The following is a 22,737-nucleotide window of genomic DNA, read 5'->3' on the forward strand; positions in this document are numbered from 1 at the left end:
ACAATGAGTTCGAATGTCATTCCGAAAGAACACCTCACCGCTTACCAGCGTTGGGAAATGGCGTCTTTCGGCGACGATCGGCCGAGCCAGCAGAATACCGCCGCGCAGCAGCTCGCGGCCCAGCAGCAGGCTGCCGAGGAATTGGCGCGCCAGCGCGAAGAAGCGCGCCAGCAAGGCTATGCGGAAGGATTCAACCAGGGCCATGCGGAAGGCATGCAGGCCGGCCGCATGGAAGCCGCGCGCGAAACGACGCGCATTCACCAGGTGGCGGAGTCGTTCGGCGCCGAGATGTCGCAGGTCAATGACGCCATCGCGGACGACATGCTCAATCTCTCGCTGGACCTTGCCAAGGCCATGCTGAAGACGGCATTGCGTGTCAAGCCGGAGCTGGTACTTCCTGTTGTGAGCGAGGCCATCCGCTACCTGCCCAGCGTGCAGCAGCCCGCCCTCCTCGTCCTCCATCCCCAGGATGCCGCCATCGTGCGCAGCCACATGACGGACGAGCTGGAAAAAGCCGGCTGGCGCATTACCGAAGACATGCAAATCGAACGCGGCGGCTGCCGCGTCGAAACCGCCAGCAACCAGATCGACGCCACCCTGCCCGTTCGCTGGCAACGCATCGCCGATGCGCTCGGCAAACAGACCGACTGGCTCGAATGAACGGCTCCCACACCGAGCGCTGGCAATCCTACCTGCGCGACTGCGCATCGCTCGTCACCATCCCTGAACCCATGCTGGTCTCGGGCCGCGTCACCCGCGTGGCCGGACTTGTGATGGAAGCGGTCGGGCTCAAGCTGGCAGTCGGCAGCGCCTGCACCGTGCCGCTCCCGAGCGGCGCAAAAATCGAAGCCGAAGTGGTCGGATTCGAGAACGACAAGCTGTTCCTGATGCCGCAGAGCGATGTGGAAGGCGTCGTGCCCGGCACGCGCGTCTATCCCGTGGAAGTGGTGCAAAGCCTCCCCCGTCCCGGCACCGTCAATCATCCGCGTCGCCGTCCCAGTGACCGTGGACGCCATTTGCCCGTCGGCGATGAACTGCTCGGCCGCGTGCTCGACGGCGCGGGGCGTCCGCTCGACAACCTCGGTCCGCTGCACAGTTCGCATGCGGCACCGTTGAGCGTACGCGCGGCCAATCCGCTTAATCGCGCACCGATCACCGACGTCCTGGACGTCGGCGTCAGGGCGATCAACAGCATGCTGACCGTCGGCCGCGGCCAGCGCATGGGCCTGTTTGCAGGCTCCGGCGTCGGCAAGAGCGTGCTGCTCGGAATGATGGCGCGCTACACCGGCGCCGACGTCATCGTCGTCGGCCTGATCGGCGAACGGGGCCGCGAAGTCAAGGAATTCATCGAGCAGATTCTCGGGACCGAAGGCCTGGCCCGCTCGGTCGTTGTCGCCGCACCGGCCGACACGCCGCCCCTGATGCGCCTTCAGGGCGCCGCCTACACGCACACCATCGCCGAATACTTCCGCGACCAGGGCAAGAGCGTCCTGCTCATCATGGATTCGCTGACGCGCTATGCAATGGCGCAGCGCGAGATTGCGCTGGCGATCGGCGAACCGCCTGCAACAAAGGGCTATCCGCCATCCGTCTTTGCCAAATTGCCAACACTGGTCGAACGCGCCGGCAACGGCCGCGTGGGCGGCGGCTCGATCACCGCGTTCTACACCGTCCTGACCGAGGGCGACGACCAGCAGGACCCGATCGCCGACTCTGCGCGCGCGATCCTGGACGGCCACATCGTGCTCAACCGCAGCCTGGCGGAAGCGGGCCATTATCCGGCGATCGACGTTGAACAATCGATCAGCCGCGCGATGCACAACATCACGAGCGACCAGCACCAGAAGCTGACGCGAAAACTGAAGCAACTCTACTCGCGCTACCTGCGCAACCGCGATCTGATCAGCGTCGGGGCGTACAGTCCGGGCTCCGATCCGGTGCTCGACGAAGCCATCGCAATGAACCCGCGAATCGAAGCCTTCCTGCAACAGGGGATCCACGAGCGATCCGGCATTCAGGAGAGCTTGGGGGAACTTGCCACGCTTTTCGGGGGATAGGTGCTGACGGCGCAGACCTATAATGAATCATGGCAATAAACCCTGCGCTCGAAACACTTATCGAACTGGCAACAAGCCAGACGGACGAGGCCGCCAAGCGACTCGGCCTTGCCATTCGTGCGTGTGAAGATACCGAACAGAAGCTGACCATGCTGCTGCAGTACCGCGAGGAGTACGAGGCGCGCTTCCGGGCGACCCTCACCTCCGGCTTCACGGCCGCGGGTTACCGCAATTTCCAGCTTTTCCTGGACAAGCTCGACACGGCAATCGCAGGGCAACAGAAGATCGTCAACGACGCCAAGCGCCGCATCGTCGACGAGCGCAGCCAGTGGCAGTCATGCGAACGCAAGCGCATGTCCTATGACACGCTGGCCACGCGGATGCACAAGGCGGAAGAGCGCAAGGCGAACAAGCTCGATCAAAAGCTGATGGACGAGTTCGCGACACGGCAGTCAAATTACAAACGGTAGGACACTGAGCATGCAAACCTCACACGTATCCAACGCGGCAAACGTGCTGGCTTCGACGCCGGCGCCGAACAAGCACTCCGATGCAAATGCTGCCGCAGAACCGTTCGGCCAGGTCCTGTCGCGCGAAGTCTCCCAGCGCAGCAACGCCAACGAGCCACCGAAGGCCAAGGAAACAGGCAACGCCGCACCGCCGCCCCAGCAGGCAATGAAAGCGCCCGCCAAGCAATCCGAATCCAAGGCACCGACCAAGCCCGCCGAGGCAAAGCCTGCCAAGGAAACCAAGGCGGCCGACAAGGCGCAGGCAGACGAGGAAACAAGCGACGTATCGTCGGCATTGCCGGACGACTTGCTCGCCCTTGTCGCTACAGTGAACGAATTGAATACTCCGGCAACGCCGGCAACCGATACACAACCGGTGCAAACGGCCCCCGTCGTGCAGGACGTCCAGCAAGCGATTGCGCCGACGGCCCTGCCTGGCATCGCCGTCACACCCGATGTGAAGCCGGCCGAACCGGAAGTCGCATTGCCGACGGCTGCACCAGCCATCGGCACGCAGGTTGAAGCAACGGCGCTCGCTACGGCCGGCGCAGCAATCAAGGAAGACAAGGCTTCGCTGTTGCCGAAGCATTCCGAGCGCGGCGCCAAGGTCGAGCTTCCGGCTGCGGCAACGCATGCCGCAGTCAAGGCAGAAGACGTGAATGCACAGGCGGCCGCCCAGTCGGCCTCCACCAAGGCACAGGATTTCACCGCCGCGATGAGCGATACGCTCAATGGCGTCGCCAACGGCATGCAGCCGGTGCAGCAGCAAGCGGGCTTGCACGCTTTGCAACAGCATGGCGCCCAGTCCGCAGAGCGCCTCACGCCGCGCGTCGGCACACCGGCGTGGGACCAGGCCCTCGGCCAGAAAGTCGTATGGATGGTGGCCGGCGAACAGCAAAGCGCCTCGCTCACGCTCAACCCGCCCGACCTTGGTCCGTTGCAGGTCGTACTGAACGTCTCCAATTCGCAGGCGAACGCCACCTTTATCGCCGCCCAGCCGGAAGTGCGCCAGGCGCTTGAAGCCGCGCTGCCGAAGTTGCGCGACATGCTTGGCGAAGCCGGCATCCAGCTCGGACAGGCCAGCGTCAACAGCGGAACACCGAACCAGCAAGGCAATTTCGAACAGCAAGGATCGCAGGCGGCGCGTGGCCATGGCCATGCAGGGAATCGCGAACCGGCAGCAAATGAAGGTCAGGCGCGCGTCAGCCGCGTCCAACCTGCATCGCCAGGGCTTGGACTGGTCGACACCTTCGTCTGACCTGCCGGAACAAAGCCCGCAGCGTAACCGTGGAAATGCATTGACTTACCCTCTCTTTTCGACACATCCTGCCGTTAGAAGGAACTGATAATCACGAATCGTACGATGCATTGATGGCTGTCGAAGCAAAGGAAGCACGGCAGGCATGAAAGCAGGATAGAGGAAGAAAGATGGCAACAGCCCCGAAAGGAAACCCGAAAGTCGTCCCGATCGAGGAGGCGGCCGGGGATTCCGCGCCACCAAAGAAATCGAAGAAAAAGCTCATCTTGATGCTGGGCGCAGTGCTGCTGATCGCCGCTGGCGGCGGCGGCGCATGGCTATTCATGGGCGACAAGCCACACGAGGAAGGCGCTCCCGCCAAGCAGGAGCCGCCCAAGCCGCCGGTCTTCGTGGCGATGGAACCGTTTACCGTCAACCTGCAGCCCGAAGCGGGCGAGCAATACCTGCAGGTGCAGTTCACGCTCCAGGTCGCTGACGAAAAGCAGGTCGAACTGATCAAGCTCTACATGCCGCTAGTCCGCAGCCGACTGCTGCTGCTCCTGTCGAGCAAGAAGCCTTCCGAGCTGTCCACGCCGGAAGGCAAGAAGAAGCTGCAGGAAGAGATCGTCGCGACGATCAAGCAACCCTTCACGCCGCAAAGCCCGCCGCAGGGCATCAGCGGCGTGTTCTTCACGTCATTCGTCATCCAGTAACACCATGGCTGATAATTTCCTTTCCCAGGAAGAAGTCGATGCCCTGCTCAAGGGCGTGACCGGCGACCAGGACGACAGTGCCACGCCGGAAGACGACTCGGGGATACGTCCGTATAACCTGGCCACGCAGGAGCGCATTGTCCGTGGCCGGATGCCGACGCTGGAAATCATCAATGAACGCTTCGCACGCCTGCTGCGCATCGGCCTGTTCAACTTCCTGCATCGCAGCGCGGAAGTGTCGATCGGCCCGGTGCGCGTGCACAAGTACAGCGAATTTATCCGGAACCTGGTAGTGCCGACCAACCTGAACCTGGTTCACATGAAGCCCCTGCGCGGCACCGCGCTGATGGTCTTCGATCCGAACCTGGTGTTCCTGCTGGTCGACAATCTGTTCGGCGGCGACGGCCGCTTCCACACCCGGGTGGAAGGCCGCGATTTCACGCAGACCGAACAGCGCATCATCCAGCGCATCCTCGGTATCGTCTTCGAAACCTACGCCAAGTCGTGGGAGCCGGTGTACCCGGTCGAATTCGAATACGTGCGCTCGGAAATGAATACGCAGTTCGCCAACATCGCGACGCCGAACGAGGTCGTGGTGGCGACGACATTCACGATCGAACTCGGCCCGGTCAGCGGCGAAATGCACTTCTGCACGCCCTACTCGATGATCGAGCCGATCCGCGACATCCTCACCAGCAGCCTGCAGGGCGAAACGCTCGAAATGGACAAACGCTGGGTGCGGCTGATGACGCAGCAGATCCAGACCGCCGAGGTGCAATTGGTCGCCGACCTGGGAACCGCCCGCATGACGCTGGGCGAAGTGCTCAACATGAAAGAGGGCGACGTTATTCCGCTCGCCATTTCGGAAGTTGTGCAGGCGAAGGTCGACGGCGTGCCCGTGATGGATTGCACCTATGGCAAGTTCAACGGCCAGTACGCGCTGCGCGTGGAAAAACTGTTGACCCACAGCTCAAACGAACTCATGCAAGGAGATGAACATGGCTGATGAAAATGATGGCCAGAGCTTAGCCGACGACGATTGGGGCGCGGCGCTCGCCGAGCAGAGCCAGGCGGAAGCCGCGGCGGCTGCAAAGCAGGCCAGCCCGGCGATGTTCCAGGATTTTTCCAGTGCCGGCATCAAGACGGGCACCCACAACGACATCGATTTCATTCTCGACATCCCGGTCCAGCTGACCGTGGAACTCGGCCGCACGAAGATCGCGATCAAGAACCTGCTGCAACTTGCACAGGGTTCGGTGGTGGAACTCGACGGCCTGGCGGGCGAACCGATGGACGTGCTGGTCAACGGCTGCCTGATCGCACAGGGTGAAGTGGTGGTGGTGAATGACAAGTTCGGTATCCGCCTCACGGACATCATTACGCCGTCCGAGCGCATCCGCAAACTGAACAAATGATCCGCCCCCTTTCATTCCTGACGATCGCCCTGTTGGCCAGCCTGCCCGCGCGAGCTGCCGAGGAGGTGGCTTCCACGGCCTCTACAGCCTCTGCCGGCAGCCTCATCCAGGTTCTTTTCGGCCTGGTCGTGGTCCTTGCCCTCATGGCGGGCGCCGCATGGATGCTCAAGCGCATGGGAATGACCAGCGCCGGGGGCAACAGCGTGGCCAAGGTCATCGGCGGCGTCAGTGTCGGCAACCGCGAACGCGTCGTCGTCGTGGAAGTTGGCGAGCAATGGATCGTTGTCGGCGTTGCCCCTGGCCGCGTCAACTCCCTCGCCACGATGCCGCGCCAGGAAACGATGCCCGTCGCCACAGCGGCAGATAACTCGAAGAATTTCGCCGCCTGGCTCAAGCAAACCATCGACAAGCGTAATGGCAATTAATCTCCCGCGCGTCGCGCGATCCACCGCGAAGACCCTGGGTTACCTTCTTCCGATTGCACTGCTCGGCATGCCCCTGCTGGCGGCTGCACAATCCGGCATGCCGGCGATCACCAGCACGCCCGGACCGGGCGGAACCCAGACCTACTCGCTCAGCCTCCAGACCCTGATCCTGCTGACCGCCTTGTCGGTGCTGCCGGCAGCACTGCTGATGATGACGAGCTTCACCCGCATCATCATCGTGCTCTCGCTGCTGCGCCAGGCGCTCGGTACGCAGACGGCACCGCCCAACCAGGTCCTGATCGGCCTCGCCCTGTTCCTGACGCTGTTTGTCATGGGACCGGTGTTCGACAAGATCTATGTGGATGCCTACCAGCCGTTGTCGGAGAACAAGATCAACATGACGCAAGCGCTTGAGCGCGGCGCCGCTCCGCTGAAGACCTTCATGATGAAGCAGACGCGGCAGGCCGACCTGGCGCTTTACGTGAAGCTGTCCAATACGCCCGCGCTCAACGGCCCTGAAGATGTGCCGCTGCGCGTGCTCATTCCGGCGTTCATCACCAGCGAACTCAAGACGGCGTTCCAGATCAGTTTTGCGATCTTCATTCCCTTCCTGATCATCGACATGGTGGTGGCCAGCATCCTGATGTCGATGGGCATGATGATGATGTCGCCCGCGATTGTTTCCCTGCCCTTCAAGCTGATGCTGTTCGTACTCGTGGACGGCTGGCAGCTGCTGATCGGCTCCCTTGCCCAGAGTTTTTACTAAGGAAGAATAAGCATGACTCCGGAAAGCGTTATGACCATGGGCCGGCAGGCCATCGAGGTGACGATCATGATCTCCGCGCCAATGCTGCTGGTCGCGCTTGCCATCGGTTTGATTGTCAGCATTTTTCAGGCGGCGACGCAGATCAATGAGACGACGCTGTCGTTCATTCCGAAGCTGGTCGGTATCTTCCTTGCGATGATCATTGCCGGTCCGTGGATGCTGACCGTGATGCTGGATTACATGCGGCAGATGTTCACCGGAATACCGGGTATGCTTGGTTAGTCCGCGTCCAGGACACCAGCGGCGAACAGCCCCCTTTGATCGCCGCGATCTCGCAACGACAGTCCACTGATGATCACTCTCAGTAGCGCCGAACTCAACACCTGGATTGCAGCCTTTCTCTGGCCCCTGACGCGCATCCTCGGCCTGATCGCGACCGCTCCATTATTCGGCAATCTCAGCATTCCTGTCCGCATCAAGGTCGGGCTGGGCATCATGCTGACCCTCGTCATTGCCCCCACCGTTCCTGCCTTGCCCGCTGCAGACCCGATGTCCCTTGCCGGGCTTCTCATCACCATCCAGCAACTGCTTATCGGCTTGTCGATGGGTTTCGCCATGCGTGTTGTGTTCGCGGCCGTGGAAATGGCCGGGGAAGTCGCGGGTCTTTCCATGGGCTTTGGCTTCGCCACCTTCTTCGATCCGCAAACGCGCGCCCGGACGTCGGCTATTGCCCAATTTCTCTCGCTGCTGGCGCTGATGCTGTTCTTAGCACTCAACATCCATCTGTCAATGCTGGCAACGCTCGCCGAAAGTTTTGTCAGCATGCCGATTTCGGCAGGTGCGATCGAGGGCCAGGCGTTCCGTCAGATCGCCAATTGGGGGGGGACGATTTTCACTGCGGGCGCACAACTCGCCCTGCCCGTGATTGCCGCTCTGCTCCTGACCAATATCGCACTTGGCATTTTGACGCGTGCAGCCCCACAGTTGAACCTGTTCGGCATTGGCTTTCCGATTACACTCGGTGCGGGCTTCATCGTCATTGCGCTCATGCTGCCCTACATCACGCCGCCGCTTGAAAGGATGTTCCAGCAAGGTCTGGAAACAGTAGGACGGGTTTCCACCCCGGCCCAGCCTCCGAGGAAGTAGAAAACAAAACGGGCGGCCACAGCCGCCCGCACAGCCTTGAAGCATGTAACAGTCAGCGCAGGAAATCAAACAAGGACAGCGACGTCACTTTCATGAAAGATTGCTGCGAGGCCTGCAGCGCGGTCTGCTGCTTCATCAGGTCAGTGATTGCGGTGACATAGTCCAGGTCCTGCAAGTCCGACAAAGTCTTTGCATACTGGATATTGAGGTCTGCGCCCAGGTTGTCGAGGGATTCGACTTCCTTCATGCTCGCGCCGATGCCAGCGCGCGCAGTCAGCACGTGGTCGAGCGCCTTGTCGATATTGCCATTCGCGATAGACAGGCCGCTGTTGTACTTGGTCTTGTCAGCCGCGGAGGACACAGGCGTCTGCAACACGCCGATCAACTCCTTGATGGTCGTAAATACGCTCTGGGTGGTCGTCGGACGGACCGTGTACACACTGTTCGCACTGGCCCCGGTGATCGTAACCTCGAGTCCCTCGACTTGAATGGCCTGGCCGCTTGTATAGGGCGCCGTTGCAACTGTTACTGCCGGCGTCGCGTTGGTCGTGATGGTGTAATTCGTGCCTGTGGCATCCAGGGTAATGTTATAGCCCGACCCGGTCACCTGATCGGCGTCGAAAACGGTCGCCTTTGAGATGCTGCCCGTCGCTGGTGTACCGAGGCCGGTCGAGAACGTCTTGCTGCTGCCGATCTGCTGGAAAACTTCACTTCCGTTTTGGTTGACCTCAAGCTGGCGGCCGTTGTGGACCTGCAGCTTGAATTGTCCCTGGTCACCCGAATAACTTGCACCCGTGGCGGAAGCCGCAAAGGGTTCTGTCGTATTTTGATAGCCCGCGAAGATGAAGTTTCCTACTCCATCACGGGTATTGGCGAGCCCGAGCAGTTCGTCGAAACGCCCTTGCAGTTCGGTCGCGATGAACTGCCGATCGGAATTGGTGAGCGCGCCGTTGCCGGCCTGTACGATCAGCGTCTTGATATCCTGCAGCGTGTGCGTAACGCCTTGCAGCGCGCCCTCCGTCATGCTCAATGCATCCATGGCTGACCGGCGATTGATGGCGAACTTGGCGTTGATTTCCTGGGAATTCGTCACTTCCAGTGCGCGTGCAGACGCCACCGGATCATCGGACGGCGTAATCAGCCGCTTACCGGTCGACACCTGCTGCTGCGTCTTGGACAGTCCCGTTTGCAGCTCTCCCATCCGGGCCACGCCGTTGTCATAAATCGTATTCGTGCTAATGCGCATGATATTTAGCTCCCGATGGATCAAGCACCGCCGAGTTCGAGCAACATTTCAAACAGCTGGCTTGCCGTCTGCATCACTTTTGCCGCTGCCTGATAGGCTTGCTGGTAACGCATCAGGTTTGCGGCTTCTTCATCCAGGTTGACGCCGGACTCCGACTGATGCGCTTGAATTGCCGCGGCAAGCAGTTTTTCCTCAGCCTTTCCTGTGACTTCCAGCTCGCGCGTCTTGTTGCCGACCCGACTGACCATCTCCGTATAGGCATTCTGGTAGGTCATCCCGCCTTCCAGCGTGTTTGCGGTCTGAAGGCCGGCGAGTTTCAGTGCGTTTCGATTGTCACCCACGCCTCCGGTATTGGGCCCGATCGTAAACGTATCGCCGGCGGACGGCGTGCCGGAAATCTGGATCGTCCATCCGTTGTACGAGATGTTTCCGCCGGACGTATAGGCCTGGTTGACCGGGTTCCCGGTACCGGTGCCATTGACGTTATACGTTCCGTCCGCGTTGAACGTGATGGTGACAGGTTGCTGCAGGTTGACATTGGTGGCATTGACAGTACCGGCGCTGACCGAAGCCGTACCGGTATTGGTCGTGGCCACAGCAGTGCGAATAGGCGCAGCCGCCGCGATATTCTTGATATCGCTGATCGCAACGCCGAAACTCGTCGCCCCTTCCCGGGTCGGCTGGATGACATATTCGTCATTGGCGCCGAAGGATGCCGGCGCCGACGCAGAGGCAATCGTAATGCCGTCGATTGTCTGCGGGAATGTAGTAAAGGTCGGGAACGTCGTATTGTCGGAGAGACGCGTCACCGTGAAGTTGCCACCGACGTGCGTGATTCGATAATCACTTGCGGTCAGCTGCGAAGCATCGGTAATTGTCGCGGTCACCGCGCCTGTGCCGGTATTGGCGGTGCTGGCATTAACACGCGGAGTGCCTGTGGTGAAGAAAGCGCCGCCGAGTGCGCCGGTCTGGTCCTGGCCGAGACGATGCTGCGCATTGAAGGTTTCTGCCAGGCCGATGGCAACCCTGCCAAGCTCATTCTGTGCCACATCGAGGGAATTGTTCCGGAAATCGAGCAACCCTCCGAGCTTGCCGCCCGTGATACTGCTGTCCGGAATCCGCGTCATCGTGCCATTGGACACGTATGCGAGCTGGAGTTTGCTCGCGTCGGTGGTATTAACGGCTGCCGTCAGCTTGAATACCTGCGTGCCGACAGTAAGTGCCTGGCCGCTTCCCATGAACACGTTGTAACTGTTGCCCTGCTTGACGACCGAAACTTTCACTTCCTTGCTCAGTTCGGCGATCACCTGGTCGCGCTGGTCGAGGAGGTCGTTTGCGGGTTTTCCTTCACCCGCGGTGCCTTGGGCCTTTTCGATCGCATCGTTCAGTGCGCCAATCTGCTGCGCATAGGTATTGATGGCACTGATGCTGCTCGTGATCTGCCCGTTGAGCGATTGCCGCATCTCATCGAGACGGCCACCGATACTGTCGAAACGCGCCGCCATCGCTTCTGCCGACGACAGCATGGCCTGGCGGGATGCAGCGGAACCGGGATTCGCCGCAACGTCCTGGATACCTTCGAAAAAATCCTGCATGGTCGACGAGATGCCGGAAGTGGCGTCCGCGAGCATGTTGTCGATCTGCTTGATCTGGGCGTAAAAGCTGTCGATCGCCCCTTTCGTTGTTTCACCGGCAACGACCTGGTTGTGCAGGAATTCATTGAATACGCGGCGAATCGTCGAAACCTCGGTACCTTTCCCGATAAAGCCGACACCGATGTCCTGCCCGGCCGACGCGCTTTGCACGACAACCTGGCGGCTGTACCCGGGCGTGTTCACGTTGGCGATGTTATGGCCCGTGGTGACCAGGCCCGTTTGGGCGGCGGTCAGGGCGCTTTGGCCTGCGCCAAGGATGGAAGTGTTTGCCATGATGATGTTTCTTTATCGAGGGATCGCTATCAGTATCAACGGCAAGGATGGCGGGAAACTTGAGGGTAAACGCGTCGATCCGTTGACGCCGTGCGTTACGCAGACATTGTCTGCTTGATAATGCGCGTCAGTTTGGCCGCGTATTGGGGGTCAGTAGCGTAACCGGCGCGCTGCAGGCCTTGTGCGAAACCCTCCGCACTCCGTGCATTTGCGATGACGGATTCATAACGCGGATTCTTGCTCAATAGATTGGCGTAATCGCGGAACGCGTCGGCATAGGAATCGTATGCCCTGAATTTTTCGACCTTGGTCTGCGGGGTGCCGTTGACGTACTCCGTTGTCACTGCTTCAACAACCTTTCCCTTCCAGCCGCTTGTCGCCTTGATGCCGAAAAGGTTATGACTGGCCACACCATCGGCTCCCACGATCTCGCGCTTGCCCCAGCCGCTTTCAAGCGCGGCCTGCCCAAGCATGAACTTCGCCGGAATGCCGGTTGCCCGGCTTGCCTCTTCTGCATGGGAGCCGAGGCGCTCGAGGAAGCCGCGGACATGCGCCGGCTGGGACGGATTCGGCTTGACGCTGTCCACGGCGCCGCTCGCCGCCGACTGTTCAAAGGATGGCAAGGGCAAGGGGCTGGCTTTGCCGCGAGTCAGCGACGGCGGCATGATCGACTGCAGATCGCCCTCTTCCGGTACGGCGGTATCGCCAAGCTTGGTCGACAGCTGGCGGAACAAGGCATCGGCCAGGCCGACACCCTTGCTCGCCAGCGTCTGGCTGAGCTGCTGGTCGAGCATGGAGGTGTACATGCGGCTCTGCTGGCTGTCGAACAGGCCCTCCTGGGGCGTTGCCTCGCGCATGCTCTTGAGCACCATGTTCATGAACAGGGCTTCAAACTGTTTCGCAGCACCCTTGAGCGCCTCCGGAGAATTCTGGCGCGCGGTCGTCCGCAGCTCGTTGACGTCCTTGACGTCGATCGCGAGTTTTCCGTTGAGGTTGGCGGAGCTGATCATGTCAGATGATTTCCAGTTCGGCGCGCAGCGAGCCGGCCGCCTTCATGGCCTGCAGGATAGCGAGCAGATCCTGCGGCGTGGCGCCGATGGCGTTCAATGCCTTGACCACGTCGGCGAGCGACGTGCCGCCCTTCAGCAGCAAGACCTGGCCGGGATCCTTCTGGATCTCGATCTGCGACGTCGACGTCACAACGGTCTGGCCGCCTGACAGGGGTGCCGGCTGACTGATGACGGGCTGGGTGTTGATGACCACGGACAGGTTGCCGTGCGACACGGCGCACGCGTCCAAGGTAACGGCCTGGTTCATCACCACGGATCCGGTGCGCGCATTGAGAATGACTTTTGCCTGTGTCTGGGCCGGCGTCACGTGCAGGCTCTCCAGTGCGCCAAGGAAGGCAACCCGCTCGTCGCTGATTTGCGGCGCGCGGACGCGAATCACCCTGCCGTCCTGCGCAGCTGCGGTTTCGGGACCGAATCGGCGGTTGATTGTGTCGACCACGCGGCTGGCGGTGGAGAAATCCGTGTCGTTCAATTCAACGTAAATTGCATCTTCCCGCCCAAGGGTTGTCGGCACGGCCCGTTCCACGGTCGCGCCGGCGGAAATACGGCCAACGCTCAAGTGATTGACCTGCGCCTTGCTGCCGCTCGCGGAGGCACCGACGCCTCCAACCAACACATTGCCCTGCGCGATACCGTAGACCTGGCCGTCCGCGCCCTTCAGCGGCGTCATCAACAACGTGCCGCCGCGCAGGCTTTTCGCATTGCCCATCGAGGAAACGGTCACGTCGATCGTTTGGCCGGGACGCGCAAAGGCGGGCAGCGATGCCGTCACCACAACCGCGGCCACATTCTTCAGCTGCAGGCTGGTCCCGGGCGGAACGGTCACGCCGAGGCTCTGCAGCATGCTGATCACGCTCTGGACGGTAAAGGGCGTCTGCGTCGTCTGGTCACCGCTCCCGTCCAGGCCGACAACGAGGCCATAGCCGATCAATTGGTTCTGGCGCACGCCCTGGATCGAGGCGAGGTCCTTCAAACGCTCGGCATGGGATGCGGGCGCAGCAAGAAGCACGCATGCGCCGAGCGCCGCGATAGCGACGGCTTTGATGCTGCGCAGCGTGAAAGAGACCGGTTTCATATCTTCAGCCCACGAGGAATCACAACGGCAGGATGCTCAGGAAGAAGCGTGTCATCTGCGACATCATTTCTGCCCGGTCGATCCGGCTGTTGGTTCGGTATTCGACACGCGCATCGGCAACCAGCGTCGACGATACGACGTTGCCGCTCACGTTGTCGGGATTGACGATGCCGGAGAAGCGCACGTACTCGACCCCCTTGTCGAGCGCAACCTGCTTCTCGCCGCTGACGACGAGATTGCCGTTCGGCAGCACCTCCACGACGGTCACCGCGATGGTTCCCGTAAAGGTGTTGCTCGAACTGGACGTGCCCTTGTCCTCGAACTTGTTGGCCGATTCGGCGTTGAGGGCAGCCTTCGCTGTCGTCGTTGCAGGAATGCCGAACAGCGTCGGTGCGCCGAACTCGACGCTGCCGCTCTTGCTGGTCGTATTGGCGGCGGACTTGCCGGCGCTGGTGCGCTCGTTGATTGCGATCGTCAGCATGTCTCCCACCATGCGCGCGCGGCGGTCCTCGAACATCGGACGATACGCCGACGCCTGGAAGATCGCACCATTGGCCTGGGGAACGGGCGCGGGGACCTGGGGGCGCACGTTAGTCGGATGCTGGACGATGGTTTCCGGTACCGTCGCGCAGCCGATCAATCCGGTGACGACCAGTCCAACCATGACGATAGCGGAAAAACCTTTCATTGCAGCCTCTCTTGCTGACGATCAGATCTGCGACAGGCGCTGCAGCATCTGGTCGGACGTCTGGATCGCCTTGCTGTTGATCTCGTACGCGCGCTGCGTCTGGATCATGCTGACCAATTCCTCGACCACATTGACGTTCGAGGTTTCGACATAGCCTTGTGCAATCAGGCCGGCGCCGTTCGTGCCGGGGGTATTCGTGCTTGCCGTACCCGACGCTGCCGTTTCAACGTACAGGTTCTCGCCACGTGCTTCCAGGCCGGCCGGATTGACGAAGGTCGCCAACTGGATGGCACCGATTTGCGTGGGCGAAGACTGGCCGGGTTGGGTCACCGACACGGTCCCATCGCGGCCGACCGTAAAGGTAATCGCGTTGGCGGGAATGGTGATGGCGGGTTGGATCACGAAACCGTTTGCCGTCACCAGCTGGCCGTTCGCATCCATGCTGAACGAGCCGTCGCGCGTGTAGGCCGTGCTGCCGTCCGGCATCAGCACCTGGAAAAAGCCTGCACCCTGGATGGCGATGTCCTTGTCATTGGCCGTCTGTTGCAGGTTGCCCTGGGTGAAAACGCGCTCTGCCGCAACCGGGCGCACGCCGGTACCGATCTGCAGGCCGGTGGGCAGCTGGGTTTGCTGCGACGACTGCGCACCGGGCTGGCGGACAGTCTGGTACAGCAGGTCCTCGAACACGGCGCGCGAGCGCTTGAAGCCCGCGGTATTAACGTTCGCGAGGTTGTTCGAGATGACGTCCATCTGCGTTTGCTGCGCATCCAGACCGGTTTTTGAAATCCAAAGTGAACGGATCATTTCATGTTTCTCCAGGTTCCTGCTTCATTCTGATGGACCCATCAAGCATTGATTGACAGGAGCTGCGTTGCCTTCGTCTCGTTGCTCTCGACATTCTTGAGCAGGTTCATGTGCGTCTCGAATTGGCGCGCGAGGCTGATCATGTTGACCATGGCGTCGACCGTGTTGACGTTGCTGCCTTCAAGAGCGCCGCCGGCAACGCGGACATTGGCGTCGGCATCGGCTGCCTCGCCACCGCGCACGCGGAACAAGCCATCGTCACCGCGGACGATCGATTCCTCGGGCGGATTGACGAGCTTGATCCGGCCAAGCGGTGTCACCGTCCGGGCGCCAGTAGCTGCCACTGCGGAAACGGTGCCGTCGCCACCGACCATGATCGAGACATCCGGCGGGACGGCAATTGGTCCGCCATCGCCCATGACATTGAGTCCGGACTGCGTCTGCAGCACGCCGTTCTCGCTGATCTTCAGGCTGCCGTTGCGTGTATATGCCTCAGTGCCGTCGTCGAGCTGCACAGTAATCCAGCCCTTGCCCTGCACCGCGACATCGAGATCGCGGCCAGTGTTGTGGATGGGTCCGGGAGTAAAGTCCGTCCCGACGGTCGCGTCCACGACAAAGGCCCGCGTGGGCAGGCCTTCGCCGATGACCGGCACCGTGCGGAACGAATCCAGCTGCGCCCGGAAGCCGGTTGTTGTCGCGTTCGCCAGGTTGTGCGAAGTATTGGCCTGCTGCTCCAGGATATGCTTCGCGCCGGTCATGGCGGTGTAAATCAGGCGGTCCATTCTTTCTCCCTGCACTGCCGGCGGTTACACCGGCACTACGGCTCCGGTTGCGTTACCTCAGGTTCACCAGGGTCTGCAGGATCTGGTCCTGCGTCTTGATCGTCTGCGCGTTGGCCTGGAACACGCGCTGCGCGGTAATCATGTTGACGAGCTCGGCGGTCATGTCCACATTCGAGTCCTCCACAGCGGAGGACTGGATCAGACCCATGCGGCCGGAGTTCGGCGTACCGATCAGCGCCACGCCCGAGGATGCGCTTTCCGCCCACTGGTTGTTGCCAAGCGGCTGCAGGCCATTCGGATTCGAGAAGTTGGCCAGGACGACCTGACCGAGGGTCGACGTCTTGCCGTTGGTATAGCGACCGGTAATGATGCCGTCGGAACCGATATTGAAGCCGGACAGGCGGCCGGAGGCGAAACCGTTCTGACTGGTCGAGTTCACACCGAAGACCGAGCCGAATTGCGTGGCCTGGCTCATATCCAGGTTGATGCCGGTGGCGCCATTGATCGGCGTTTCTGCGCCATTGGTCAACGGCAGGGTAATCGTCCCGGGAGAGCCGGAAAGCAACGTACCGTCGTTGTTGAAGACCAGGGTAATGGTCGCGGGAGTCGTCGTGATCGTCGCCGGAGCAACCACACTGGAGCTGGTGGGCGTCACCGTCCAGGTATTGTTGGCCGTCTTGCGGAAATTCAGCTGGAGCACATGCGAGTTGCCCAGAGAGTCATACACGGTGACCGATGTCGACTTGTTGTACGCAGGCGCAGCGGTGATTGCCTCACTGGAATCGAGATTGAACTGCATCTCGATGTTGCTCGTATCGGCAGGCGCAAGGTCAGCCGTGCTGATACGGAGGTCGGTCGGGCTGCCCGTCGAAAGAACGCCCTGGTTGTTCGCAGAGAAGCCGCTCAGGCGGCCGCCGTCGGCACTGATGATGAAGCCGTCCTTGTCGATCTGGAACTGGCCGTTACGCGCATAGCTGATGGCGCCGTCCTTGTTGAGACGGAAAAAGCCGCCGCCGTTGATCGCCATGTCGAGCGCGCTGTTCGATGCCGTGATATTGCCCTGGCTGAACTGCTGCGCAATCTGCGAAACACGGGTACCGATACCCGCGGTGCCAAGGCCGGATGTGCCGCTCAAGGAGTTGGCATAGACGTCCGAGAACTGCGTCACTGCCGACTTGAAGCCGACGGTGTTGGCGTTGGCGATGTTGTTGCCGATCGTCTCGAGCTGCTTGGATGCGCCGTTGAGACCGCTAAGACCTTGTTGAAAACTCATTTCACTTCTCCTTGATTCGGACTACCGGATCACAGTATTAAAGAATTTGCTTCACGTCGGCCATGGTGAAATCACCGACACCGGGCAAGGTGAGCTTCACACCTTGCGCATTGGAGGTAACGCTATTGACGACCCCGAACGACAGATTGGTCGCTTCCACCTTTTCATTGCCGCGCGTCGCCACTACCTTGAAGGTGTATTCCCCATTCGGGGCGTCGCCCTTGGCCGTTTCACCATCCCAGGCCAGCGGATGGACACCTGCTTTCAGCGCGCCGAGATCCATCGTATGCACGGCCTTGCCGGTGGAGTCGGAAATCGTGACGACGACCTTGTCGGCCGGCTCTGTCAGTTCGAGACCGAGCAGTGCCTTCTTGTCCTGCAGCTCGAGACTGGATCCCGGCACGAAGACGCCATGGCCAATCATGTTTGCCGCCGCCACCTGTTGGCTTGCCTGATAGCTGCCCATCAGCGACTCCATGGTGGCATTCAGCTTTTCGATGCCGGTCACGGTGGACAGCTGCGCCAGCTGGCTGGTGACCTGGGCGTTGTCGAGCGGGTTCAGCGGATCCTGGTTCTTCATTTGCGTCACGAGCAGCGTCATGAAGCGGTCCTGCGCATCCTGTGTGCTTGAAGTTGCCTTTTTCGCAGGATTCATGGCAGCCATGAGATCCTCGTTAACCTTGTTGTTCGTCTGTACGGTGGTCATTCAATACTCCTTGCTTACTGACCCAGGGTGAGCGTCTTCAGCAGCATGGTCTTCGCCGCATTCGCAACTTCGACGTTGTTTTGATACGAGCGCGATGCCGAGATCATGTTGACCATCTCTTCCACCACGTTCACGTTCGGCATCGCGACATAGCCTTTTTCGTCTGCCTGCGGATGCTTGGGGTCGTACACCATCTTGGGCGGCGACGGATCCTCCACCACCTGTTGCACCTTCACCCCGCTGGCGCCCGGCGTGTTCGATGGAACCGCCTGGAACACGACCTGCTTGGCCTTGTACGTCTGCCCTGTTGCACTGGTCGTGCTGTCGGCATTGGCAAGATTGCTGGCAACGGTATTCAGGCGCTGCCCTTGCGCGCTCATCGCCGAAGCGGATACGTTGAGAATATTAAAAAGCGACATGATTATTGCCCCTGGACCGCTGCAAGCAGCTTCTTGAGCTGACCACCCGCGAAGGTGATGCCCGCTTCGTAGCGCAGAGCGTTATCGGCGAACTTCGCGCGCTCCGCATCCATATCGACCGTATTGCCATCCACGCTGCCCTGCGCCGCGTTGCTGTAGAGGAGCGGCGCGCCGCTCGCGGTCGTTGCCGGCTTTCCGTTCAAATGATTCGGCGACGTTGTCACCAGCGCTCCGTTGGCCGCCGCCGAGCCGGGCGCCATGGCCTGCTTCAGCGCACTGCTGAAGTCGATATCGCGCGCCTTGTAATTCGGCGTATCGGCATTGGCAATGTTCGAAGCCAGCACCTGCTGCCGCTCAGAGCGCAAACGCAGCGCAGTCTGGTGAAACTGCAGCGCCTCGTCAAGCTTCCCGATCATGACTACCTCCGGAGACTTCGGTTACAAAAAAGACAACTCGAACCGATGATGGATTAATGTAGGCTTGATCATACGGAGGGCGATGTCACCCCTATCGAACGAGAAGACTTCGAAACTATCCCTTATTCATCATTTTGATTCACCACACCCTCTTTAAGATGTAGCCTGCAATGAATCCCATTTTCACCTCCCTATCCGCCGCCGCAGCGATTGCGCTATGTGTTTTGCCTGGCATTTCCCATAGCCAGGCGCAGCGCCAGGACACGTCCGCCATCAGGCAGACCGTCGAGCAATTCCTGCGCGTCCAGACAGCCGGGCTGCCCGGAGAGGTGAACCTTTCGGTCGGCAGCGTCGATGCACGCACCAACCTGCCGCAGTGCGCGGAGCCGCAAGCATTCATGCCGAACGGGAGCCGCATCTGGGGCAAGACAACCGTCGGTGTGCGATGCATGGCGCCCTCACCATGGACTATTTACGTTTCGGCAACAGTGCAGGTGATGGGCGAGTACGTGATTACCGCCGCTCCACTCGCCCAAGGGCACACGATTGGCACAACGGATATCGTCAAGATCAAGGGGGATTTGACCGCATTGCCAAATGGCATCGTCACCGACACCAACCAGGCAATTGGCAGGACAATCGCAATTTCACTGCCTTCCGGCGCGCCGTTGCGCGGCGACAGCCTTCGCAGCCAGCCCGCAGTGCAACAAGGACAATCGGTGCGCGTTGTGTCGTCTGGCCCCGGCTTTCGGGTGACTGCCGAAGCACGGGCACTTAACAATGCTTCCGAAGGTCAAATAGCACAGGCAAGGACTGCTTCGGGACAGGTCGTCAGCGGCATCGCCAAGGCTGGTGGCGTCGTGGAAGTAGGCTATTGAGCGACAAGAGATTTTTCCGGATTTCTGCAACAAGGCGCTAAAGTTTCCAAGAAATGCGTCGATAAGAAAGATGACAAGCAGTAGAAGACCAATCAGACAAGGAAAACGCCGTGAAAATCGATGACTCACTCAAGAAAACCGGAGGGTTGGGCGTTGGCACAACGCAAACCCGGTCTGGGAAAGGGGCCGACAAGGCCGCTCCGGTCAGCCCGGCTCCAGTCGGTTCTGACACAGTTCGTCTTTCTTCGAAGCTGGAGTCGCTGGCCCAGGTTGGCGGCAATTCCGTGTTCGACGCGAAGAAAGTGGAAGAGATCAAGGCCGCAATCGCGGAAGGCCGGTTCCAGGTGGACGCTGAAAAGGTCGCCAACGGTCTGCTCGATACGGTCAACGATCTGATTCGTACTCGCAAGGCTTAAGAAACACATGCAATCTCTCGGTAATACATTGGCGCAGACGCTCGCCGAAGAAGTCCGCGCCGCAGGCGCCCTGCTTGACTTGCTTCGCATGGAGCAGGCGCACCTTGTCGATGCCAACATCGATGAACTGATCAAGATTACCGAAGAGAAGACAAAAATCGTCGCCCGCATGGGCGAACTCTCGCTTGGCCGGCATCGCGCCCTGGCCGGCGCGGGACTGGAAGCCAGCGAAGAAGGCATGCAGAAATGGGCAAGCAGCCCATCGACGGAAACCGCCGCCGCCCAGTCCTGGTCCGCCCTGCTTCAGCTGGCACGCGAGGCAAAAGAACTGAACCGCACGAACGGCATGCTGATCGGCCGCCATCTGTCCCGCAACCAGGCGGCGTTGAACATCCTCCAGGGTGGCAGCGAAGGCGGCAACATGTACGGCCCGAATGGCCAGTCCGCCTCGCATTCCGGCAGCCGCCGCCTCGTCATCGGCTGATCCAGTCAAGGCCGGCGCTTCGCGCCGGCAAACTCCCCGCTCCAGTAGCTTATCGCGGTGCCTTTACAGGCACTTCCGTCGCGTTTTCCGGCAGGTTGGACAAAATCATGACCGACACGCGGCGGTTGCGCATCCGGCCTTCCGCCGTGTCGTTCGGCCCGACCGGTTGCGTCGGTCCATGGCCGACTGCCGTGAGGCGTTTTTCCGCGATGCCGCTGTCGATGAAGAGCCTGACGACGCTCGACGCACGCACAGACGACAACTCCCAGTTTGACGGGAACTGCGCATTCTTGATCGGGACACTGTCCGTGTGGCCTTCCACCTGGATGGCATGATCGTCATTGCGAAGGACATCCGCCACCGCTCGCAAGGCCTCGCTGCTTTCCCCGGAAAGCCTGGCATCGCCTGGAGCGAACAGGACGCTCGCATTGATCTCGACATTTACCCCGCGCGCACTTTGCGTGACGCGCACCTTCCCCTGCTGCACCAGTGGCGCCATGACGTCCTGGAGATTGCGCGCGACGGTTGTGAGCTGCTCTTTTTCACGGCGCAAGGCCTCGTTGTTGCGCTGCCGTGGCGGGAGCGCAAGGGGCAAACCGGAGGGCGCGGCCTCTGACGGAACCTTTGCCGTCGGCACGCGGCCGAACGCGTTCACGAGCGAATTTGACAGCACCCGGTACTTGCCCTCGTTGATGGAGGACAGCGCGTACATGACGACGAAGAAAGCAAACAGCAGCGTGATGAAGTCCGCGTAGGACACCATCCAGCGGTCATGGTTGTCGCTGTCGTCGTCGTATTTTTTACGCGCCATGATTGCCCGTGCTAGCGATAGGCGAGAATGCGCTCTTCGATGACGCGCGCATTGTCGCCGTTGGCAACGCTGCAGAATACATCCGTCAGCATCTCGCGACGGCGTACTTCGTCCGCTACGATGGTCTTGAGCTTGTTGGCGATGGGCAGGAAGACCATGTTGGCGAGGCCGACGCCATAGACCGTGGCCACGAATGCCACCGCGATGCCACCGCCGAGCCGGCTGGGGTCGGTCAGGTTCTCCATCACCTGAATGAGGCCGAGCACGGCACCGAGAATGCCGATCGTCGGCGCGTAACCGCCCGCTGCCTCCCAGATTTTCACCGCCTGGCGCTCACGCCGCTCATAAGTCGAAATATCAGTTTCAAGAATTTCGCGGATCTTGTAAGGGTCGATGCCGTCGACGATCAGACGCAGTCCCTTGACCGTAAACGGGTCCTTCACCGACTCGACGTATCGCTCCAGGCTCAGCAAGCCTTCACGGCGCGCGGTCGCGCTCCAGAGCGTGATTTGCTGTGCGAGGCCGCGCGACTTGTCAGGAGGAGTAACGAAGACCCATTGCAGCATCTTCGCACCACGCACGAACGTCGCCGTGCCGCTTTGCAGCAAAACGGCACCCACGGTACCAATCACGACGATCACGAAGGCCGCAGGCTGGATCAGCGAATCGATATGGCCGCCTTCCAGCGCCTGCCCGAACAGGACGCCGACGATGCCGACCAACAGGCCGACTAAGCTAGCCCAGTCCACGCCTGCTCCCGCAATCTCGAACGCATGCGCGCGATCGCCTGGCTGTGCAACTGGCAGACGCGCGATTCGGACACGCCCATGACGGCGCCGATTTCCTTCAGGTTCATTTCCTGCTCGTAGTAGAGGCCCATCAGGATCTTTTCCCTCTCGGGCAAGGCTTCGATCGCACGAATGACGGCATCGCGGAAGCCGGTGTTCATCAACGCCTTCAAAGGATCGCTTTGCTCGTCGACGCAGTAACGGTCGAGAAAATGCTCGCCCTCGTCCTTGTCGTGGAAATCCTCGTAATACACCAACTGGTGACCGCTGCCCTCGCCGAGCATCTCCTGGTACTCCTCCAGCGAGAGTTTCAGCTCCTTCGCGATTTCCGCTTCCAACGGCGTACGACCCAGTTTCTGTTGCAATTTATTCATCGCAACTTCAATTTTGCGCATGTTCTGGCGAATGCTGCGCGGGAGCCAGTCGCTGCTGCGCAGTTCGTCCAGCATCGCGCCGCGGATGCGCTGCACGGCGTAGGTCTCGAACTGCGCGCCGTGGTTTTCCTCGTAGCGGGTTACTGCGTCCAGCAGGCCGATCATGCCGGCCTGGATAAGGTCATCCACTTCCACGCTTGGCGGAAGTTTGGCTTTCATCTGGTGTGCCAGCTTCTTTACCAGAGGCGCATGCTCCTCCAGCAACTGGTTCTTGTCGGATTTTCCGCTAACGGTGTACATAGTTTTCGGGT

At 60.6% G+C, this 22,737-nt stretch carries 28 protein-coding genes; 14 read left to right on the forward strand and 14 right to left on the reverse strand.

The window, feature by feature from the left end:
* Nucleotides 1-3 precede the first annotated feature (3 nt).
* The 11 genes from ACNOHI_RS23785 to fliR all read left to right on the forward strand — a co-directional run bounded on the left by ACNOHI_RS23785 (nucleotide 4) and on the right by fliR (nucleotide 8,268).
* Nucleotides 4-660 carry a flagellar assembly protein FliH gene (locus ACNOHI_RS23785; RefSeq protein ID WP_420477206.1) on the forward strand — a complete coding sequence of 219 codons (657 nt, stop codon included), beginning with the start codon at nucleotides 4-6 and terminating at the stop codon, nucleotides 658-660.
* Nucleotides 657-2,057: a flagellar protein export ATPase FliI gene (gene fliI / locus ACNOHI_RS23790; protein WP_420477207.1), complete on the forward strand. Its 1,401-nt coding sequence runs from the start codon at nucleotides 657-659 to the stop codon at nucleotides 2,055-2,057. Before ACNOHI_RS23785 ends, fliI begins: the two co-directional genes overlap by 4 nt.
* A gap of 29 nt (nucleotides 2,058-2,086) precedes the next feature.
* Complete coding sequence (gene fliJ / locus ACNOHI_RS23795) at nucleotides 2,087-2,527, forward strand: flagellar export protein FliJ (RefSeq protein ID WP_420477208.1); 441 nt, start codon at nucleotides 2,087-2,089, stop codon at nucleotides 2,525-2,527.
* Nucleotides 2,528-2,537: 10 nt separating this feature from the next.
* Nucleotides 2,538-3,824 (forward strand): flagellar hook-length control protein FliK, encoded by a 1,287-nt coding sequence (locus tag ACNOHI_RS23800; RefSeq protein WP_420477209.1) that lies wholly within the window; start codon nucleotides 2,538-2,540, stop codon nucleotides 3,822-3,824.
* 170 nt (nucleotides 3,825-3,994) lie between these two features.
* Nucleotides 3,995-4,516 carry a flagellar basal body-associated protein FliL gene (gene fliL / locus ACNOHI_RS23805; protein WP_420477210.1) on the forward strand — a complete coding sequence of 174 codons (522 nt, stop codon included), beginning with the start codon at nucleotides 3,995-3,997 and terminating at the stop codon, nucleotides 4,514-4,516.
* A 4-nt stretch (nucleotides 4,517-4,520) separates the two neighbouring features.
* Nucleotides 4,521-5,522 (forward strand): flagellar motor switch protein FliM, encoded by a 1,002-nt coding sequence (gene fliM / locus ACNOHI_RS23810; RefSeq protein WP_420477211.1) that lies wholly within the window; start codon nucleotides 4,521-4,523, stop codon nucleotides 5,520-5,522.
* Nucleotides 5,515-5,931: a flagellar motor switch protein FliN gene (fliN, locus tag ACNOHI_RS23815; RefSeq protein ID WP_420477212.1), complete on the forward strand. Its 417-nt coding sequence runs from the start codon at nucleotides 5,515-5,517 to the stop codon at nucleotides 5,929-5,931. The genes fliM and fliN overlap by 8 nt, the downstream gene beginning before the upstream one ends.
* On the forward strand, nucleotides 5,928-6,356 hold the full coding sequence (gene fliO, locus ACNOHI_RS23820; protein ID WP_420477213.1) for a flagellar biosynthetic protein FliO: 429 nt from the start codon (nucleotides 5,928-5,930) through the stop codon (nucleotides 6,354-6,356). Before fliN ends, fliO begins: the two co-directional genes overlap by 4 nt.
* Nucleotides 6,346-7,122 carry a flagellar type III secretion system pore protein FliP gene (gene fliP, locus ACNOHI_RS23825; protein ID WP_420477214.1) on the forward strand — a complete coding sequence of 259 codons (777 nt, stop codon included), beginning with the start codon at nucleotides 6,346-6,348 and terminating at the stop codon, nucleotides 7,120-7,122. The genes fliO and fliP overlap by 11 nt, the downstream gene beginning before the upstream one ends.
* 12 nt (nucleotides 7,123-7,134) lie before the next feature.
* Nucleotides 7,135-7,404 (forward strand): flagellar biosynthesis protein FliQ, encoded by a 270-nt coding sequence (gene fliQ, locus ACNOHI_RS23830; protein ID WP_420477215.1) that lies wholly within the window; start codon nucleotides 7,135-7,137, stop codon nucleotides 7,402-7,404.
* A gap of 69 nt (nucleotides 7,405-7,473) precedes the next feature.
* Nucleotides 7,474-8,268 carry a flagellar biosynthetic protein FliR gene (fliR, locus tag ACNOHI_RS23835; protein ID WP_420477216.1) on the forward strand — a complete coding sequence of 265 codons (795 nt, stop codon included), beginning with the start codon at nucleotides 7,474-7,476 and terminating at the stop codon, nucleotides 8,266-8,268.
* A gap of 52 nt (nucleotides 8,269-8,320) precedes the next feature.
* On the opposite strand, the gene flgL is transcribed toward fliR, so the two are convergent.
* The 11 genes from flgL to flgB form a co-directional block, all read right to left on the reverse strand.
* The gene (gene flgL / locus ACNOHI_RS23840; RefSeq protein ID WP_420477217.1) at nucleotides 8,321-9,514 is read right to left on the reverse strand and encodes a flagellar hook-associated protein FlgL; all 1,194 of its coding nucleotides are present in this window, start codon (nucleotides 9,512-9,514) and stop codon (nucleotides 8,321-8,323) included.
* 20 nt (nucleotides 9,515-9,534) lie between these two features.
* A complete protein-coding gene (gene flgK, locus ACNOHI_RS23845; protein ID WP_420477218.1) occupies nucleotides 9,535-11,442 on the reverse strand; it encodes a flagellar hook-associated protein FlgK in 1,908 nt (635 codons plus the stop codon).
* Between the two features lie 95 nt (nucleotides 11,443-11,537).
* The gene (flgJ, locus tag ACNOHI_RS23850) at nucleotides 11,538-12,452 is read right to left on the reverse strand and encodes a flagellar assembly peptidoglycan hydrolase FlgJ (RefSeq protein WP_420477219.1); all 915 of its coding nucleotides are present in this window, start codon (nucleotides 12,450-12,452) and stop codon (nucleotides 11,538-11,540) included.
* Nucleotide 12,453: 1 nt separating this feature from the next.
* The gene (locus tag ACNOHI_RS23855; RefSeq protein ID WP_420477220.1) at nucleotides 12,454-13,587 is read right to left on the reverse strand and encodes a flagellar basal body P-ring protein FlgI; all 1,134 of its coding nucleotides are present in this window, start codon (nucleotides 13,585-13,587) and stop codon (nucleotides 12,454-12,456) included.
* A 19-nt stretch (nucleotides 13,588-13,606) separates the two neighbouring features.
* The gene (locus ACNOHI_RS23860) at nucleotides 13,607-14,275 is read right to left on the reverse strand and encodes a flagellar basal body L-ring protein FlgH (RefSeq protein WP_420477221.1); all 669 of its coding nucleotides are present in this window, start codon (nucleotides 14,273-14,275) and stop codon (nucleotides 13,607-13,609) included.
* A 21-nt stretch (nucleotides 14,276-14,296) separates the two neighbouring features.
* Complete coding sequence (flgG, locus tag ACNOHI_RS23865; RefSeq protein WP_420477222.1) at nucleotides 14,297-15,079, reverse strand: flagellar basal-body rod protein FlgG; 783 nt, start codon at nucleotides 15,077-15,079, stop codon at nucleotides 14,297-14,299.
* A 41-nt stretch (nucleotides 15,080-15,120) separates the two neighbouring features.
* Nucleotides 15,121-15,861: a flagellar basal-body rod protein FlgF gene (flgF, locus tag ACNOHI_RS23870; RefSeq protein ID WP_420477223.1), complete on the reverse strand. Its 741-nt coding sequence runs from the start codon at nucleotides 15,859-15,861 to the stop codon at nucleotides 15,121-15,123.
* A gap of 52 nt (nucleotides 15,862-15,913) precedes the next feature.
* Nucleotides 15,914-17,134, reverse strand: a complete 1,221-nt coding sequence (gene flgE, locus ACNOHI_RS23875) for a flagellar hook protein FlgE (RefSeq protein ID WP_420477224.1) — start codon at nucleotides 17,132-17,134, stop codon at nucleotides 15,914-15,916.
* Between the two features lie 37 nt (nucleotides 17,135-17,171).
* Nucleotides 17,172-17,840: a flagellar hook assembly protein FlgD gene (locus ACNOHI_RS23880; protein WP_420477225.1), complete on the reverse strand. Its 669-nt coding sequence runs from the start codon at nucleotides 17,838-17,840 to the stop codon at nucleotides 17,172-17,174.
* Nucleotides 17,841-17,854: 14 nt separating this feature from the next.
* Nucleotides 17,855-18,259: a flagellar basal body rod protein FlgC gene (gene flgC / locus ACNOHI_RS23885; RefSeq protein WP_420477226.1), complete on the reverse strand. Its 405-nt coding sequence runs from the start codon at nucleotides 18,257-18,259 to the stop codon at nucleotides 17,855-17,857.
* Nucleotides 18,260-18,261: 2 nt separating this feature from the next.
* Nucleotides 18,262-18,675, reverse strand: coding sequence for a flagellar basal body rod protein FlgB (gene flgB / locus ACNOHI_RS23890; RefSeq protein WP_420477227.1), 414 nt, complete (start codon nucleotides 18,673-18,675; stop codon nucleotides 18,262-18,264).
* Nucleotides 18,676-18,845: 170 nt separating this feature from the next.
* Between flgB and flgA the strand changes: the two genes are divergently transcribed.
* The 3 genes from flgA (at nucleotide 18,846) to ACNOHI_RS23905 (ending at nucleotide 20,453) form a co-directional block, all read left to right on the forward strand.
* On the forward strand, nucleotides 18,846-19,553 hold the full coding sequence (gene flgA, locus ACNOHI_RS23895; protein ID WP_420477228.1) for a flagellar basal body P-ring formation chaperone FlgA: 708 nt from the start codon (nucleotides 18,846-18,848) through the stop codon (nucleotides 19,551-19,553).
* A 110-nt stretch (nucleotides 19,554-19,663) separates the two neighbouring features.
* Entirely contained in the window at nucleotides 19,664-19,969 is a 306-nt protein-coding gene (flgM, locus tag ACNOHI_RS23900; protein ID WP_420477229.1) for a flagellar biosynthesis anti-sigma factor FlgM, read from the forward strand.
* A gap of 7 nt (nucleotides 19,970-19,976) precedes the next feature.
* On the forward strand, nucleotides 19,977-20,453 hold the full coding sequence (locus tag ACNOHI_RS23905; protein WP_420477230.1) for a flagella synthesis protein FlgN: 477 nt from the start codon (nucleotides 19,977-19,979) through the stop codon (nucleotides 20,451-20,453).
* 49 nt (nucleotides 20,454-20,502) lie between these two features.
* On the opposite strand, the gene motD is transcribed toward ACNOHI_RS23905, so the two are convergent.
* Genes motD through ACNOHI_RS23920 form a run of 3 tightly spaced genes read right to left on the reverse strand, consistent with a single transcriptional unit; the run spans nucleotide 20,503 to nucleotide 22,726 of the window.
* Complete coding sequence (gene motD, locus ACNOHI_RS23910) at nucleotides 20,503-21,264, reverse strand: flagellar motor protein MotD (protein ID WP_420477231.1); 762 nt, start codon at nucleotides 21,262-21,264, stop codon at nucleotides 20,503-20,505.
* 11 nt (nucleotides 21,265-21,275) lie between these two features.
* Complete coding sequence (locus tag ACNOHI_RS23915) at nucleotides 21,276-22,013, reverse strand: flagellar motor protein (protein WP_420477232.1); 738 nt, start codon at nucleotides 22,011-22,013, stop codon at nucleotides 21,276-21,278.
* Nucleotides 21,995-22,726 (reverse strand): RNA polymerase sigma factor FliA, encoded by a 732-nt coding sequence (locus ACNOHI_RS23920; protein WP_420477233.1) that lies wholly within the window; start codon nucleotides 22,724-22,726, stop codon nucleotides 21,995-21,997. The genes ACNOHI_RS23915 and ACNOHI_RS23920 overlap by 19 nt, the downstream gene beginning before the upstream one ends.
* Between the last annotated feature and the right edge of the window lie 11 nt (nucleotides 22,727-22,737).

It is taken from the genome of Noviherbaspirillum sp. ST9 (genome assembly GCF_048799745.1).
Taxonomy (GTDB): Bacteria; Pseudomonadota; Gammaproteobacteria; order Burkholderiales; family Burkholderiaceae_D; genus Noviherbaspirillum.

Coding starts and splice junctions, on each gene's coding strand:
- fliJ (WP_420477208.1), top strand. CDS start 2,087: ATGGCAATAAACCCTGCGCTCGAAACACTTATCGAACTGGCAACAAGC.
- flgE (WP_420477224.1), bottom strand. CDS start 17,134: ATGAGTTTTCAACAAGGTCTTAGCGGTCTCAACGGCGCATCCAAGCAG.
- ACNOHI_RS23860 (WP_420477221.1), bottom strand. CDS start 14,275: ATGAAAGGTTTTTCCGCTATCGTCATGGTTGGACTGGTCGTCACCGGA.
- ACNOHI_RS23800 (WP_420477209.1), top strand. CDS start 2,538: ATGCAAACCTCACACGTATCCAACGCGGCAAACGTGCTGGCTTCGACG.
- flgK (WP_420477218.1), bottom strand. CDS start 11,442: ATGGCAAACACTTCCATCCTTGGCGCAGGCCAAAGCGCCCTGACCGCC.
- ACNOHI_RS23855 (WP_420477220.1), bottom strand. CDS start 13,587: ATGAAACCGGTCTCTTTCACGCTGCGCAGCATCAAAGCCGTCGCTATC.
- ACNOHI_RS23920 (WP_420477233.1), bottom strand. CDS start 22,726: ATGTACACCGTTAGCGGAAAATCCGACAAGAACCAGTTGCTGGAGGAG.
- ACNOHI_RS23785 (WP_420477206.1), top strand. CDS start 4: ATGAGTTCGAATGTCATTCCGAAAGAACACCTCACCGCTTACCAGCGT.
- fliM (WP_420477211.1), top strand. CDS start 4,521: ATGGCTGATAATTTCCTTTCCCAGGAAGAAGTCGATGCCCTGCTCAAG.
- fliR (WP_420477216.1), top strand. CDS start 7,474: ATGATCACTCTCAGTAGCGCCGAACTCAACACCTGGATTGCAGCCTTT.
- flgF (WP_420477223.1), bottom strand. CDS start 15,861: ATGGACCGCCTGATTTACACCGCCATGACCGGCGCGAAGCATATCCTG.
- ACNOHI_RS23880 (WP_420477225.1), bottom strand. CDS start 17,840: ATGACCACCGTACAGACGAACAACAAGGTTAACGAGGATCTCATGGCT.
- fliN (WP_420477212.1), top strand. CDS start 5,515: ATGGCTGATGAAAATGATGGCCAGAGCTTAGCCGACGACGATTGGGGC.
- fliL (WP_420477210.1), top strand. CDS start 3,995: ATGGCAACAGCCCCGAAAGGAAACCCGAAAGTCGTCCCGATCGAGGAG.
- flgG (WP_420477222.1), bottom strand. CDS start 15,079: ATGATCCGTTCACTTTGGATTTCAAAAACCGGTCTGGATGCGCAGCAA.
- fliQ (WP_420477215.1), top strand. CDS start 7,135: ATGACTCCGGAAAGCGTTATGACCATGGGCCGGCAGGCCATCGAGGTG.
- flgA (WP_420477228.1), top strand. CDS start 18,846: ATGAATCCCATTTTCACCTCCCTATCCGCCGCCGCAGCGATTGCGCTA.
- motD (WP_420477231.1), bottom strand. CDS start 21,264: ATGGCGCGTAAAAAATACGACGACGACAGCGACAACCATGACCGCTGG.
- ACNOHI_RS23905 (WP_420477230.1), top strand. CDS start 19,977: ATGCAATCTCTCGGTAATACATTGGCGCAGACGCTCGCCGAAGAAGTC.
- flgC (WP_420477226.1), bottom strand. CDS start 18,259: ATGTCGCTTTTTAATATTCTCAACGTATCCGCTTCGGCGATGAGCGCG.
- fliP (WP_420477214.1), top strand. CDS start 6,346: ATGGCAATTAATCTCCCGCGCGTCGCGCGATCCACCGCGAAGACCCTG.
- flgL (WP_420477217.1), bottom strand. CDS start 9,514: ATGCGCATTAGCACGAATACGATTTATGACAACGGCGTGGCCCGGATG.
- fliI (WP_420477207.1), top strand. CDS start 657: ATGAACGGCTCCCACACCGAGCGCTGGCAATCCTACCTGCGCGACTGC.
- flgB (WP_420477227.1), bottom strand. CDS start 18,675: ATGATCGGGAAGCTTGACGAGGCGCTGCAGTTTCACCAGACTGCGCTG.
- fliO (WP_420477213.1), top strand. CDS start 5,928: ATGATCCGCCCCCTTTCATTCCTGACGATCGCCCTGTTGGCCAGCCTG.
- flgJ (WP_420477219.1), bottom strand. CDS start 12,452: ATGATCAGCTCCGCCAACCTCAACGGAAAACTCGCGATCGACGTCAAG.